This is a genomic window from Candidatus Poribacteria bacterium, assembly GCA_016866785.1.
GTDB lineage: Bacteria > Poribacteria > WGA-4E.
On the sequence record VGLH01000107.1, the window covers coordinates 1 to 14137 of the forward strand.

Genomic DNA, 14137 nt, shown 5'->3' on the forward strand with positions numbered 1-14137 from the left:
TGATACTCGTCACGTACAAGCCGAACGGATCCGATTCCTCGAACGAGAAAATGCCCAGATCGCGGCAGAACGCGACTCACGAAAGGTTAAGTTTCTTTGGACGCCCGAGATTCGTGCAAAATTCAGAGAGGCAATCGAAACAGCGCGCGAACGTCTCCTAATCCTTTCAGGTTTTATCTCATCGGACGTTGTCAATGAGCAATTTGAAACGAGTTTGAGGAACGCTCTCAATCGAGGCGTGCGCGTCTGGATAGGCTACGGTTTCGATAAAGAAAGTCGGCGTGGCGAGGACCAACGAGCGCAACCAGGCTGGCTCGAAGCCGAAAATGTCTTCAAAAGATTGAAGAACGAGTTTCCTGAGTGCTTCATCTATCGGGACCTACAGCGGAGCCATGAGAAACGGTTGATTTGCGATAACCGATTCACGTTTGGAGGTAGCTTCAATCTCTTGTCATTCTCCGGAGAGGCGAGAAGGAACAGAAAGTTACGCCACGAGGGCGCAGACCTTATAGAAGATGCAGCGTACTGTGATGAGCAGTTCGATTGGTATCAACGCCTGTTCTTTTCGTAGCAGAGCAAATCCGGAGTTTGGCGGTCACTGACTTCAGCCGTTCGATTGTCGTATCGGAACTGATTCAACCAAGAATTGGCAATCAGCGGTGTCATTTTGGTGTCATAGACCATCCAAAACCGCCCCGAAACGGGGCGAATCATCCTGAAGCGCCATACCGCCAAACCTGCATAAATACTGAACAAACCGAACTATCCCGAACCGTTCCGAAGGATGGCTGCCTGCTTCGGGAGCAGGTGCGCTTGATGCGTTTCCCGTGCAACCTGTGTGGTAGGACAGATCGCGTAGAGCGGTCGTATCGATGGGGGTAATCCTGGGGAAACAACCCTTTCAAAATGGGTCGAAACGGCGCACAACGGTTCGAAGTCGCATATGGCGCAAACCCGCACCAGCACTAAACGCATGCGATTCAGATACAACCGGTTCAAACCTGTGCCGTAAACTTCCCAAGCTGAGGGTCGCGGGTTCGAATCCCGTTTCCCGCTCCAGTCATCGCACCTGACAGCGCAACCAGCCGCCGCCGTACCCAAGACGCGACGAAACCTGGGTCGTGAACGCCGACACGACATGCGTGGTGCTGCCCACCGCCGCGAGCTACGCCGACGTACGCTTGCGCCTGCTGCGAGAGCTCGTCCTGGTTCCGAGTGCTGGGAAGTGGCGATCCGAGTAGGGCAGGTGGGTCGTTCCTCGCCCGAGGATGTGCAGGTAGTTGGCGGTTTCGCCCTCGTAGGGCGCTCCATGGTTCCACGGAACCCACGAGCGGGCGTTTGAGTAGTGGCACACGAAGGCGCGTCGCCATCGGGATTCGGCGCGATTCGGGTGCGAGCGGTGGAGCAGGTGCCCGTCGAAGAAGACGACATCGCCCGGATCCAGCACGACGGGGATCGCAGGCGCATACTTGCGCACGACGCGCGTCAGCGTGTTCACCTCGTCGTCGAGGTGGCTGATGTGGTCAACTCGCTCCAGATCGGAAAAGGCTCCCGCCGCGTGGACACGGCTCTCTCCGCCGGGCGGGTAGATCGGCTCGTGGTGAGAACCCGGCACGACCCACAGGCAGCCGTTCTCCTCGTCCGCGCGATCCAGCGCCAGCCAAGCGCCGTTCAGCGTGTCGGGGTAGACGGTGATGTAGGCTGAGTCCTGATGCCATCCCTGACCGCCCATGCCCGGCGCGTTGAAGAAGAGCATCGTCTGGAGGCAGAGAACGTCGGGCCCGATCAACGCCTCCTGGACGTCTAGGATCTTCGGGTGGAGCAGGTACTGCTCGTGCATCGCGTCGGTGCGGTGGAGCATGTGGATGCGCGAGAAGCGGCGGAGGAGTTCGTCGCGCGTCGCCCCCGGCGGCGGAGTTGGGACGTTCGGCAGGGACACGCTCCCGTCGAGGATACCCATGCCGTGCTCGAGCATCGCCTGGACGTCCGCGTCCGGGACGAGCCCTCGGACGATGAGGAACCCCTGGGCGTGATAGTGCCGATAGTCCTCGACCGCCACCTGATGGCGATCATCTCGTGCCTCCGCCGCCGGTACGTATGCCACAGTTGAGCCCTATGTCGTGTCAGGCGAGCGCCTGACGGATACGTGTCAAGCCCTTCTCAATCTTCTCCTCGGACGTGGCGAACGAGAGCCGGAAGCACTTGTCGTCACCGAACGCTCCGCCGGGGACGACAGCCACCTTGCCGTCTGCAAGGAGGTAGTCCGCCATCGCGAACGAGTCGGCGATCTTCTTGCCGCCGAGCGTCCGACCGTAGTGCGCCGACACGTCCGGGAACACGTAGAACGCGCCTTGCGGACGCGCGTAGGTGACGCCGGGGATCGCGTCGAGCAGGTCGCAGATGAGGTCGCGCCGTTTCTCGAACGCGACGCGCATCGTCTCGACCGGCTCCTGGGAGCCTGTCAGAGCAGCATATGCCGCCTTCTGGGCGATTGACGTCGGGTTAGACGTGCTGTGGCTCTGGATGTCTCCCATCGCCTTGATGACGTCCGCCGGGCCCGCCGCGTAGCCGATCCGCCAGCCGGTCATCGAGTACGCCTTCGAGCATCCGTTCACGATGATCGCCAAGTCCTGCATGCCCGGTCGCAGGTTGGAGATGGAGTGGAACGCGGCTCCGTCGTAGAGCAGCGCTTCATAGATCTCGTCGGTGATGACGTAGAACTGCTTCTCCAGCGCGAGGTCGGCAATCGCTTCGAGCTGCTCCTTCGAGTACATCGTGCCCGTCGGATTGCTCGGACTGTTGACGATGATCGCCGTCGTGCGTGGGGTCACAGCGGCGCGGATGGAATCCGCCGTCATCGTGTAGTTGTCGTCGGCGGTCGTCGGCAGGACGATGGGCGTCCCGTCCGCGAGCTTCACCATCTCGATGTAGCTGACCCAGTAGGGGGCGGCGAAGATGACTTCGTCACCAGGGTCGCAGATCGCCTGGAAGATGTTGTAGAGGACGTGCTTGCCGCCGCACGAGACGATCACCTGACCGGGCTTGTAGGTGAGCCCTTGGTCGCGCTGGAACTTCTCGACGATTGCCTGCTTGAGCTCCGGCGTGCCGGACGCCGGCGTGTACTTGGTGAACCCCGCGTCGAGCGCCTTCTTCGCGGCGTCCTTGATCGCGTCGGGCGTGTCGAAGTCCGGTTCGCCCGCGCCGAAGCCGACAACGTCCTCGCCGTCGGCGAGCATCTGCTTGTACTTCGCGTCGATGGCTAACGTTGCGGATGGCTCGACTCGTAGCGCCTTTCGGGACAGAGATAGCATCGTCGCGACCCTCCGAGCCACGGATGTGGAAACACGTGCCGCCGGGACGGCTGCGTCGGTGGGACGACGCGCCGGTAGTCAACTGGAACGATATCGTTCTGCGAGACGAAAAGTCAACGACGACGCGGGCAGCGTCACGTCGAACCGCCCTCGGCTCGGGCGATCTGGACCAGCCCTCGCTCGGCGCCCAGATTGCGGAAACCGAGCGCCAGCATGGCGCGCCCGAGGCGGCTGTCCGAACTGCACTCCAGGCGCACGATTCGTATTGCGTTTCGATTGCAGAGCTCGATGAAGTCCCGGACCGTAACGACGTGGATGTTCGGCGTGTCGTACCACTCGTAGGGCAGCGACGGCGACTTGGGCAGCTTGCCGCGGAAGAACAGTGAGGCGCGATGACGATGCCATGCGAAGTTGGGGAACCCGACGACCCCCGTCGGCGCGATGCGCAGTATCTGCTTCATCGTTCCCAGCGCGCTGTGAAGCTGTTGGATCGTCTGGTTCAGGAGCGCTACGTCGAACGCGTCCGTCGAGATGATGCCCAGGCTGGTGTCGGCGTCGAGCTGCAGAGCGCTCAGACCTTTGCGCATGCAGCGCACCACCTTGGCGAACTGATAATCCACACAGACACCCGTAACGCCCTTGGACCGCTGCAAGGCGAGCATCAGGCTGCCATCGCCGCTGCCCACGTCCAACACGTGGGCATCCGACGGGATCATGTCGCGGATGACCTCAAAGTCGCGGCGGTTCAGCGGTTCCTCTGAGGGCTCCGGCGCCGTGCCGTTCAGGAACGCGAAGACGCCCTCGGAGAGCTCCTCGCTCTCCAGCAGGAACGCGTCGTGACCATAGGGCGAGTCCATCTGGAAGTAACTGACCTGCTTGCGCTCAGCCAGGAGAGCCGACACGATCTCCAACTGCTGGGACGGCGGGAACAGCCAGTCCGACGTGATCGACACGACGAGGAACCGCGATTGCGTCTGCCTCAGCGCCGAACGCAGGTCGCCGTGTTCCGCCTCCAGGTCGTAGAGGTCCATCATCCGGCTGATATACAGGTACGAGTTGGCGTCGAATCGGCGTATGAACGCTTCGCCCTGATGATCCAGGTAGAACTCGACCTGAAAGCTCGTGCTGAACTTGCTCACGCCCTCCGTGGCTGGTCCCGGTTGGAGCTCCCGTCCGAACTTGCGCTCCATCGACATCGCCGACAGGTACGTCACATGACCGATCTTGCGCGCGCTCGAGAGCCCTTCGTGCGGCTGGGCATCGTCGTCGTAGTAGTGCCCACCCCGGAAGTTGGGGTCCGACTCGATCTCCTCCCGTCCGATGATGTCCCACGCAAGCGCTTGCGGCGTCAGGTTCGCCGACGACGCGATGCAAAGGCAGCGTCGGACGAACTCCGGGTAGGCGACCGCCCATTCCAGGGCTCGCATCCCGCCAAGGGAGCCTCCGGCAACGCCGTAGAGCTCCCGAATACCGAGCTGTTCGAGGAAGAGGCGTTCCACTCGGACCGTGTCGCGCACGCTGACGAGGGGGAAGTCCGTGCCGTACCGCCGACCCGTGACCGGGTTCACCGAGCTCGGACCCGTCGTGCCCTTGCATCCTCCGAGGATATTCGGGCAGATGATATAGAAGCGGTCGGTGTCGATGCCCTTCCCGGGCCCGATCAGCGTGTCCCACCATCCGGGGTGTCGGTCGTCCGGCGTGTGACGGAAGGCGGCGTGCGCGTCGCCCGTCAGCGCGTGGCAGATGAGGATCGCGTTGGACCGATCCTCGTTGAGGATTCCGTACGCCTCATAGGCGATGGTGATCTCATGGAGCCGTTCGCCGTTGACGAGCTCGAACCCGTCAGCAGGCAGTGACAGCGTCAGGAACTCGGTCTGGACGAGTGTGATATCCATCGCGCGCCAGGCGTCCGCGGAGCGCCATTCACGAGCTCCGCGGACGCGGGAGTAGCCGAGACTGGACTAGGCGTTGAACGCCTGGTCGAAGTCCGCCTGAATGTCTTCCACGTTCTCTAGACCGACCGACACGCGGACGAACTCGGGGCTGAGACCGCAGGCGCGCTGAGCTTCCTCGGACAACTGCGAGTGGCTCGTCGACGCAGGATGCAGCACGAGCGTCTTGGCGTCGCCGACGTTGGCGAGATGGCTCGCCATCTTCACCGAGTCGATGAACTTGCGCGCCGCCTCATACCCTCCGCGGATGCCGAACCCGAACACCGACCCGAACCCGCCCTTGAGGTAGCGCTTCGCCTGCGCGTGGTACGGATGCTCCTCCAAGCCGGTGTAGTTGACCCACGCGACCTTCGGGTGAGCCTTCAGCCAGTGGGCAAGCGCCAGGGCATTCGCGCTGTGCGCCTGGATGCGGAGCGGCAGCGTCTCCAGTCCCTGAAGAAACAGGAACGCGTTGAACGGGCTCGCGCACATGCCCATGTTCCGCATGCCCTGGACCCGCGCCTTGATGATGAACGCGACGTTCCCCATCCCCGGCACGTTCCCGAGAGCGTCCCAATACACGATGCCATGGTAGCTCGGATCGGGCGTCGTGAATTCGGGGAACCGACCGGTGGACCAGTCGAACTTGCCGCTGTCCACGATGACGCCGCCGATGGACGTGCCGTGTCCGCCGATCCACTTCGTGCATGAATGGATCGAGATGTCCACGCCGTAGTCGAACACCTTGCACAGAACCGGCGCAAAGGTGTTGTCGATGAAGAACGGCACGCCCTCGGCGTGCGCCGCATCCGCGATCCCTTGAAGGTCGAGCACGTCGCCCTTCGGGTTCCCGATAGACTCGCCGAAGACCAGCTTGGTGTTCGGCTTGATGGCGGCTTTCACCCTATCCGGCGTCATGTCGTCGATGTACGTCGTCTCGATGCCGAAGCGTGGCAGCGTGTAGCGGAAGAACGTCTCGGTTCCGCCGTAAAGCGATGCCGACGTGATGATATGGTCCCCGACCTGAGCGACGTTCGTGATCGCCAGCATGATCGCCGCCATGCCGCTCGAAGTTCCGAGCGCGCCGGACCCCCCTTCGAGCGCGGCGATGCGCTTCTCCCACACGTCGGTCGTCGGGTTCATTAGCCGCGTGTAGATGTTCCCGAACTCGCGGAGGGCGAACAGGTTCGCCGCATGGTCCGTCGAGTCGAAGACGTAACTGGTCGTCTGGTAGATCGGAACGGCGCGCGCGTTCGTCGCGGGATCGGGGGACTGCCCTCCGTGCAACGCGATGGTCGATACTCCGAGATCGCTCATTATGTTTCCAGCCTTCGTTCTCGTCGGTTCGTGTGGCATTGCGTCGACGCTATCGACAGACCGAACGCCTCAATAGGCTCTCATCGCCTCCCTGATAGGGGTTCGCAGCACGAACGCACGCTCTACGCCGGGGAGTCCTGGAACAGCACGCTCGACAGGTAGCGCTCCCCGGCGTCGGGCAGGACGACCACCATCGTCTTGCCCTCGAACTCCGGGCGCCGAGCCACCCTAGCCGCGACCGCCGCCGCAGCGCCCGATGAGATCCCGCAGAGGATGCCCTCTTCCCTCGCCAAGCGCCGCGCCATCGCGACCGCCTCGCCGTCCTCGATCAGCTCCACCTGGTCCACCACCGACAGGTCGAGCGTGTCTGGGATGAAGCCTGCGCCGATGCCCTGCACCTTGTGCGGGCCCGGCTTCAGCGGCTGACCGGACAGATGCTGCGTCAGGATCGGGCTGTTGGCCGGCTCGATGCCGATCGACACGATCGGCTTCCCTTGGGTGTGCTTGATGAACCGCGAGACGCCCGTGATCGTCCCACCCGTCCCGATGCCGGAGACGAACACATCGACCGCGCCGTCGGTGTCCTGCCAGATCTCGGGCCCCGTCGTCTGTTCGTGGATCGCAGGATTCGACGGATTCTTGAACTGCTGGGGCATGAAGTACCGATCCGGGTCGCTCTCGGCGAGCTCCGTCGCGCGCCGAACCGCGCCGGACATGCCTTCTGGGCCCGGCGTCAGGATCAGGTTCGCACCGAAGAACTCGAGCACGCGCCGACGCTCGAGGCTCATCGTCTCAGGCATCGTCAGCGTGAGCCGATACCCGCGCGCGGCGCACACGAATGCCAGTCCGATGCCTGTATTTCCGCTGGTCGGTTCGATGATCTCGGTGTGATCCCCGATCCGCCCGCTCTTTTCAGCGTCCCAGATCATCGACGCACCGATGCGGCACTTGACGCTGTACGAGGGGTTCCTTCCCTCGATCTTGCCAAGGACCGTGGCTTTCGCCCCGTCCGTGATCCGGTTTAGACGGACGAGCGGCGTGTTGCCGATAGCCAGCGAGTTGTCGCCGTACACACCGGGCATTCGTGTCTCCTTCTCGTTCGCGTTGAGATCGCGGGTCGTTGCCACGCTCGTGGATCGCGGTTCCAGCCGTTGTTCTCCTCGTCCCGCGCTGCAAGCTCCTGCCGGAACCAAGCTTAGCAATTGTCGATAGATTGCGTCAAGTAATATCGCCATGAGAGCGTAATCCCGACCGAATAGGTCTGATTATCCTCGTGTCGATCTGCTTGATGGACTCGCGACGGCGGTCTATCGTTTATGGACACGGTATCGACACTGGAGCACCGGGATGAACTTGGGCAAGCTGCACATCGAGCGCGGTGTTCTACTCGCCCCGATGGAGGACGTGACGGATCAGGCGTTCCGCCTCATCTGCAAGCGGATGGGTGCGGTAGTCGTCTACACCGAGTTCGTGCCCGCCGAAGCCATCGTCCGCAATATCCCTGCGATGAAGCCCAAGCTCGCGTTCAGCGAGGACGAGCGTCCCATCGGAATCCAGGTCTACGGGAACCGGGCAGATAGCATGTCGAAGGCGGCGGTCGCTGCGGCATCGTTGCAGCCCGATATCATCGACATCAACTTCGGTTGTCCGGTGAAGCGTGTGGCAGGCGGCGACCGGCGCTCGTGCGCTGGATCGGGACTGCTGCGGTTCCCAGACCTGATGGAAGAACTGGCAGCCTCAGTGGCAGACGCCGCGCGCGCGTTCGATATACCGGTCACCGCCAAGACGCGTCTCGGGTGGGACGACCGCGACATCACGATCCTCGACACGGTCGCGCGCATGGAGCGTGCCGGCATGCGGGCGCTGACGATCCACGCCCGAACGCGCCAGCAGATGTTCAAGGGCAACGCGGACTGGGCATGGTTGCGTCGCGCGAAGGAAGCCGCGTCCATTCCCATCATCGGGAACGGCGATGTCGTGTCGGCGGACGACGCCGTCCGAATGTTGGCGGAGACGGGTGTCGACGCGGTCATGGTCGGTCGTGGCGCCATCGGGAAGCCATGGGTCTTCCGCCAGGCAGCCGCGATCCTGGCTCACGGAACGCCTGAGCCCGAGCCGGAGATAGACGAGCGAATCGCCATCTATCTCGACCATGTGTCACTTGCATACATCCTGAAGGGACGACGCGGCGTCAAACAGACTAGGAAGCATCTGCGAGGGTATGTCAGCGGATTCCGAGATGCTTCCGACCTGAGGATGGCGCTGATGCAGCTCGAGCACCCGGACGAAATCCGGCAGACGCTGGTGGATAAGCTTGGAACGGTGGGTTGATCGGGTCGAGCGATGCGACAGCCCCGACGATCGATACTAGCCTTTATCGCGCTGCTCTCGACGGCATGCGCAGCCGTCGCGTCGGGACAGACTCCGCGTGCCACGAGCGCGCGCCAACTGGCTGATGCGCTGATCGCTGACGCCCACACCGACCCGGCGTTGGCTCCCTATCCGACGTTCCGCGAGCACGTGGTCGCCATCCTGAGACGCAAGTCCAACGAAGAGCAACCGCTCCGCGTCGACCCGACCATCGCAGACCTCCTCGGCGGTAACGGAGCTCCCGCCGTCCAGATGCGGATGCAGGACGTGCGCGAGTTCTTCGCCGCCTGCGCGCGCGACGAGTTGACGATCCTAGAGGCTCTGGCTCTGGTCGGCAGGACGGTGCGGCGGACCGGCGTGCTGTTCTACATGGACGGACGCATCGTACAGCGCGCCGTGCGCGACTTGGACCTCTCCATCGGGCTCGCTATGCCGATCGATGACCTGGAGCTGTTCGCCTACGTCCCGGACGCGCGCCCCGACCCGAACCTGCAATGCCGGTTCGTGGCGCTGTATGGTCGCAGCTACGACCACCGGTTCCCCAAGGAGGTGCTCGACGCCACACTCCGTATCGGGGTCGGTCGCACCATCTCCTACCGCAGCCCCTGGCGGAGCGGAAGCCCCACGACCGTGTCTGTGGTCGACGGCGACGTGGTCTACGGATCGGATGGCTTCGGCTTGGCGTCGATCCACGGCGTCGGCGGTCGTAGCTCTGGACTGCTGGGACTGGCTCAGCGCGTGCTCTTCTTCCTGCCGGATGCCATCGACTCGATGGTCGTCCAGGGCGATGATCTCCACGTCCGGGCGATGGTCAACACACGCGTCCGGCGGTTCCGAACGTCCGACATCTACGCCGTCCATCCCAACAAGACGGCTTCCCGCGACCGAACACGATGAACCCCCGCTCGGAGCCTGCGGAACAACTCCGTCGCGGGGGGGTGGAACTCTCACCGAAGTGGCGGCGCTACTTCTTCTTCGCGTCGACGCGGTCGCGCAGCGCCTTGCCGGGGCGGAACACGGGGACGGTCTTCGCCTTGATCTTGATCGGCTTGTTCGTCTGGGGGTTCCGACCCTCGCGGGCGGCGCGCTTGCGGACTTCGAACGTGCCAAAGCCGATCAGGCTGACCTTGTCGCCTTTGGCGAGTGCCGCACCGACGGCTTCGAGCAGACAGTCGACAACTTCGCCGCTCTTCTTCTTGGAGAGCTCGGCGCCGTCGGCAACCGCGTTGATGAGGTCCTGCTTGGTCATCTGAGGAGTACCTCCCTCTGTTGAGACCCTCGTCGTCTCGACACGGACGACGACATTGAGACGATCGTAGGCATCGACTTACCGCGTGTCAAGCTCGAGTCGGTGCAAACCCGCACCACGCTGGGCTTTCGCCATCATCTACTCGCGTTCGCGTCCATCCGTTTCAACATTCGACCGAGTTCTTCCATGCGGCGACCGTATTCCGCCCAGTCCTCACGCCGCAACGCGTCGCGCGCGCGCTCGAAAACCTCGTACGCCGTGCCGCCTGGCGTCGCCGCCGATGGCTGCGGAACCAGTGTTGATGCGGGTTCTGCGCCATCGGGCGCTTGATCGCCCGTAGGCGCCACGGCGATCCCATCGCCAAGCAGCTTCGAGAAGGCATCGGCGAGGTTCTCGCCCATGACGGAACGAATCCGACCCGCCGACAAGCCGTAGGTGACGTACCCGACCATGACCTGTCGGAGCATGGGGATCGGAGCTGCCGTCGAGAAGAGGTAGATCGGCTCCACCGCCAGGATGCCGTCCGGTAGCGGAAACAGCATCAGATTGCCTCGTTTGACATCGGCGCTCTGCACCTTCTTCCAGTTGGAGAACTCGGCGTTGGCACCGAACTCCGATTCCCACTGCTCGGGCCCGAACATCTGCGCACCCTTGGGAAACCGGTACAGGACGATCTGACCGTACTGGTGGCTCCCTGCTTCCGGCGAATAGTCGCAACGAGCCGCCATCCATGCGCTCATCACCAACTTACCGCGCGGCGTGAACGGGTAGATGAGCAGGAACTCGCCCTTCGGCTGGTTCTCGCCGGGCAGAGACATCGTCACGTAGTACGGCTCGACCGGGAGCTTCTCCTCCTCGTAGATCTCCCAGCTCAGGTCCCACAGGTCCTCTTCCAGATAGAAGGTATCTGGATTCGTCATGTGGTATGCCTGGAGCTGCGTCGCTTGGATCCAGAAGAGCATGCGCGGATACCGCACGTGAGCCCGCAGCTCTGGCGGCATCTCGGTGAACGGGCGGAACAGGGACGGGAACATGCGACCGTAGCTCTCGAGGAGCGGGTCGCTCACGCCGAGAGCCGGGTCCTGATCGAGCCGATAGAACGTCACCGTGCCGTCGTACGCGTCGATGACGACCTTGACGGAGTTCCGAACGTAGTTGCCCCACGGAACGCCCCGTGGCAGCACTCGCACGGCGGCGGCGTCACCCCGGGTCTGTCGAATGAACTGACGGTAGGAATCCTCCAGCGGGCGCGAGTACGGGTACCGGTAGGTCGTCATGTAGGCGTCGACGATCCACTGGGCGCGCCCATTGGCGACGACGAGATACGGGTCTGCGTCGTATCGCAGGAAGGGCGCGATGCGCTCCGCTCGCTCGAGGACGTTGCGGTGGTAGAGGATCCGGCTTCCGCGACCGATCTCGCTGCTGAGCAGGAGGTTGTACTCCCCGAACCGTGCGGCGTACGTCAGCCGGCGCAGATAGGTCCCTAACGGGACGCCGCCAAGCCCTTGGTACGTGTACCGGGCGTAGTTCTCCCCTTCGATCGGATAGTCGAACTCCCGTGGTTCCGCCTGTGTCGGGTCTACGACGACGTAGTGGTCCGTGCGCTCTCCGAAGTAGATACGAGGACCTGGCGTCTCAGATACCGGATGGTTCCACTGAGGATCGTAAGCCAGCGGAATATCCTTCGCGTAATAGCGAGGCTTTCCCTCATCCACTTCGTTGACAGGACTGACCACGACGCCGTAACCGTGCGTGTAGTTGAACGTGCGGTTCAGCCAGGTCTGCGCGCCAGCGCTCAACTGGGATGCGTCGAGCTCTCGCGCTGCCACATGCACCTGTCGGTTCAGATCGCCCACCGCGTACCGGTCGATATCGACGTCCGCAAAGTCGTACTGGGGGCGGAGTTCCTGAGACTGCTGATAGACCTCCAGCAGGGGTCTCGGATCCCACAACCGGACATTGCTGGCGATGGAGGGCGTACTGACGTCGTCGAGCGTGAAGTCGCTGGCGCCCTCATAGCTGTGCTCGACGATGTCGTCCAGTCCGAACGCGGCGCGGGTCATCTTGATGTTCGCGCCGATGTACTCGCGCTGGAGGTCCTGCTCGTTCGGACGCACGCGGAACTGCGACACGATCTGCGGATAGACACCGCCGGCGACCACCAGCGTCCCCAGATAGACCCCCGACAGGAGCAAGGCAGGTCCCGACCTGCGAAGGATGATCGAGACGACATACGCAACGGCGGTGACTGCACACAGCACGACCAGAATCCAGAGCACCGGAAGGCGCGCATGGACCTCGACATAGCCAGCTCCGAAGAACTTGGCGTGTTGCGTGTAGAGGAGCTCGAATCGATCGAGCCAATGTCGCCACGCCAGGAGGAGGAACGTCAGCGCGTACATCGCTCCCAGGTGCGCGCCGATGGGGCGGCTGACCTCGACGTGGTTACGCGCGCTGATGAGCCCGCCGTAGAAGAAGTACAGTGCAGTGATCAGCGCTGACAGCGACAGCGCCGCCGCCATGAGCCAGCCGTTCACGAACTGGAGCACGGGCAGGCGCAGCAGGTAGAACGCGACGTTGTTGCCGAACAGCGGATCGACGATGGGCTCGCCCGCTGCGTCTCGGAACGCGATCCCCGAACTGTGTATGAACCGCTGAACGACCTCCCACTGTGTCGTGGCGGAATAGGCGAGCAGCAGGCTGAATGCCACCGACAACCCGTAGAGCAAGCGCCTCAGGAAGCCCCGAAGGTCGATCTCGACGAGATCGATCTGGGTCGCGCTGCGGACGATGCGGTGCAGCGAGTGGGGCGCGAGCCTGTGCACGATCCAGATGTTGGCGACGCCCAGTACGATGAGGGTCGTCGCGACGGCGAGGAAGACGAGGATTCGAGTCCAGAGCATCGTCTTGAAGACCGCCGCATAGTCTGATCCGCTCGCGGACGATACGGCGCCGAACCACCATAGCTCCGGCACAAGGCTCGTCCACACACGCACCAGAGCCCATACGGACAGCACGACGACGGCGGCGATGGCGTACCGGCGTGTGCGAGGCTGCATGATCCATCTCCCTGTTCGTCCGGCTAGAAATCGTTCCCGATGCCCATTCGCACCCGCCACGGACTCACGAACGCCATTCGGTCCTGACGGGCGATATCCAGCTGTACCGGGATCTGCGCCACGTGGAGCCGCAGACCGAACCCATAGTCGATGTGGAGAGCATCGAGCTGTCGCTCTCCGTCGATGACGCGCGATAGTCGGAACGCTCGTTCGGGAGACCAAGCGACGGCGGCGTCGACGAACCCCACTGCCCGAACGCTGCTCAGCCCGAGCTTCACGGGCCATCCGAGCACCACGTCATCGAGCAGAGGCACGCGGAGCTCGACCGACCCGTGACCAACCCGGGAGCCGACGACTTCCTCGAACTCGCTCCCCCGCAGAGTCGTGTTGCCGCCGAGATACGCCGATCTCGGCGTGCTGCCGGTTCCCAACTGCCCAAGCCAGCGCGTCGCCAAGACGGTCCGTGAGCCCAAGCGGACGTACCGGCGGAGGTCGCCCGTGAACGTCGCCGTCTTCACGACATCGCTGACGGTCTGGTTCACGGCGATGGCGGCATGTGTCCCGGACACCGGCTCGCTGTACCCCCCACCTGCCACCGTATCGTGCGTCAGAGCAACGCGGACGTCTGGCACGACCGACGGGCTCGCTCCGCCGGGAACCCCTAGGAATGATGGCGGCAGCGATCCGCGCCATGCACCGAGGCTCGCGGACAGGTTCGTGGAAGCGCCCAGACGCCTCGCAGCTCCTGCGACGACAGACCACTCGCGCTCCGACGCTCTGTCCCTTCCCGGGCCCGTCGCGTGGAACGCCGTGTGACTTCCCGCCCCAACCGAGAACGCGATACCGGATCGGTTCCACAGGCTGCCAAGACCGACATCCGGCGCGCCCACGGACACCGGT

At 63.4% G+C, this 14137-nt stretch carries 11 protein-coding genes; 3 read left to right on the plus strand and 8 right to left on the minus strand.

Going from position 1 to position 14137, the window contains the following annotated elements; all coding sequences use genetic code 11:
• A partial coding sequence (locus tag FJZ36_14130; protein MBM3216042.1) for a hypothetical protein occupies positions 1–571 on the plus strand: 571 nt, incomplete at its 5' end.
• A 594-nt stretch (positions 572–1165) separates the two neighbouring features.
• On the opposite strand, the gene FJZ36_14135 is transcribed toward FJZ36_14130, so the two are convergent.
• From FJZ36_14135 to cysK, 5 genes are all read right to left on the minus strand, one after another.
• Positions 1166–2104: a phytanoyl-CoA dioxygenase family protein gene (locus FJZ36_14135; protein ID MBM3216043.1), complete on the minus strand. Its 939-nt coding sequence runs from the start codon at positions 2102–2104 to the stop codon at positions 1166–1168.
• A 19-nt stretch (positions 2105–2123) separates the two neighbouring features.
• On the minus strand, positions 2124–3311 hold the full coding sequence (locus FJZ36_14140) for a pyridoxal phosphate-dependent aminotransferase (protein ID MBM3216044.1): 1188 nt from the start codon (positions 3309–3311) through the stop codon (positions 2124–2126).
• A gap of 134 nt (positions 3312–3445) precedes the next feature.
• Positions 3446–5206 carry a homoserine O-acetyltransferase gene (locus tag FJZ36_14145; GenBank protein MBM3216045.1) on the minus strand — a complete coding sequence of 587 codons (1761 nt, stop codon included), beginning with the start codon at positions 5204–5206 and terminating at the stop codon, positions 3446–3448.
• 66 nt (positions 5207–5272) lie between these two features.
• Positions 5273–6559 carry an O-acetylhomoserine aminocarboxypropyltransferase/cysteine synthase gene (locus tag FJZ36_14150; GenBank protein ID MBM3216046.1) on the minus strand — a complete coding sequence of 429 codons (1287 nt, stop codon included), beginning with the start codon at positions 6557–6559 and terminating at the stop codon, positions 5273–5275.
• 122 nt (positions 6560–6681) lie between these two features.
• Entirely contained in the window at positions 6682–7641 is a 960-nt protein-coding gene (gene cysK, locus FJZ36_14155) for a cysteine synthase A (protein MBM3216047.1), read from the minus strand.
• Positions 7642–7906: 265 nt separating this feature from the next.
• Between cysK and dusB the strand changes: the two genes are divergently transcribed.
• Together dusB and FJZ36_14165 are read left to right on the plus strand one after the other, a co-directional pair.
• Complete coding sequence (gene dusB / locus FJZ36_14160; protein ID MBM3216048.1) at positions 7907–8890, plus strand: tRNA dihydrouridine synthase DusB; 984 nt, start codon at positions 7907–7909, stop codon at positions 8888–8890.
• 12 nt (positions 8891–8902) lie between these two features.
• Positions 8903–9826 carry a hypothetical protein gene (locus FJZ36_14165; GenBank protein MBM3216049.1) on the plus strand — a complete coding sequence of 308 codons (924 nt, stop codon included), beginning with the start codon at positions 8903–8905 and terminating at the stop codon, positions 9824–9826.
• A gap of 67 nt (positions 9827–9893) precedes the next feature.
• Here the strand turns inward: FJZ36_14165 and FJZ36_14170 are convergent, their stop codons facing one another.
• The 3 genes from FJZ36_14170 to FJZ36_14180 form a co-directional block, all read right to left on the minus strand.
• Positions 9894–10178: an HU family DNA-binding protein gene (locus FJZ36_14170; GenBank protein ID MBM3216050.1), complete on the minus strand. Its 285-nt coding sequence runs from the start codon at positions 10176–10178 to the stop codon at positions 9894–9896.
• 134 nt (positions 10179–10312) lie between these two features.
• Positions 10313–13237: a UPF0182 family protein gene (locus FJZ36_14175; protein MBM3216051.1), complete on the minus strand. Its 2925-nt coding sequence runs from the start codon at positions 13235–13237 to the stop codon at positions 10313–10315.
• 23 nt (positions 13238–13260) lie between these two features.
• Positions 13261–14137 (minus strand): hypothetical protein (locus tag FJZ36_14180; GenBank protein ID MBM3216052.1); only part of this gene is annotated, 877 nt, incomplete at its 5' end.

What these genes read in the sequence shown, in the direction of transcription:
- FJZ36_14150 (MBM3216046.1), bottom strand. Translation starts at nt 6,559, where the DNA reads ATGAGCGATCTCGGAGTATCGACCATCGCGTTGCACGGAGGGCAGTCC.
- FJZ36_14175 (MBM3216051.1), bottom strand. Translation starts at nt 13,237, where the DNA reads ATGCAGCCTCGCACACGCCGGTACGCCATCGCCGCCGTCGTCGTGCTG.
- FJZ36_14165 (MBM3216049.1), top strand. Translation starts at nt 8,903, where the DNA reads ATGCGACAGCCCCGACGATCGATACTAGCCTTTATCGCGCTGCTCTCG.
- FJZ36_14145 (MBM3216045.1), bottom strand. Translation starts at nt 5,206, where the DNA reads ATGGATATCACACTCGTCCAGACCGAGTTCCTGACGCTGTCACTGCCT.
- dusB (MBM3216048.1), top strand. Translation starts at nt 7,907, where the DNA reads ATGAACTTGGGCAAGCTGCACATCGAGCGCGGTGTTCTACTCGCCCCG.
- FJZ36_14170 (MBM3216050.1), bottom strand. Translation starts at nt 10,178, where the DNA reads ATGACCAAGCAGGACCTCATCAACGCGGTTGCCGACGGCGCCGAGCTC.
- cysK (MBM3216047.1), bottom strand. Translation starts at nt 7,641, where the DNA reads ATGCCCGGTGTGTACGGCGACAACTCGCTGGCTATCGGCAACACGCCG.
- FJZ36_14140 (MBM3216044.1), bottom strand. Translation starts at nt 3,311, where the DNA reads ATGCTATCTCTGTCCCGAAAGGCGCTACGAGTCGAGCCATCCGCAACG.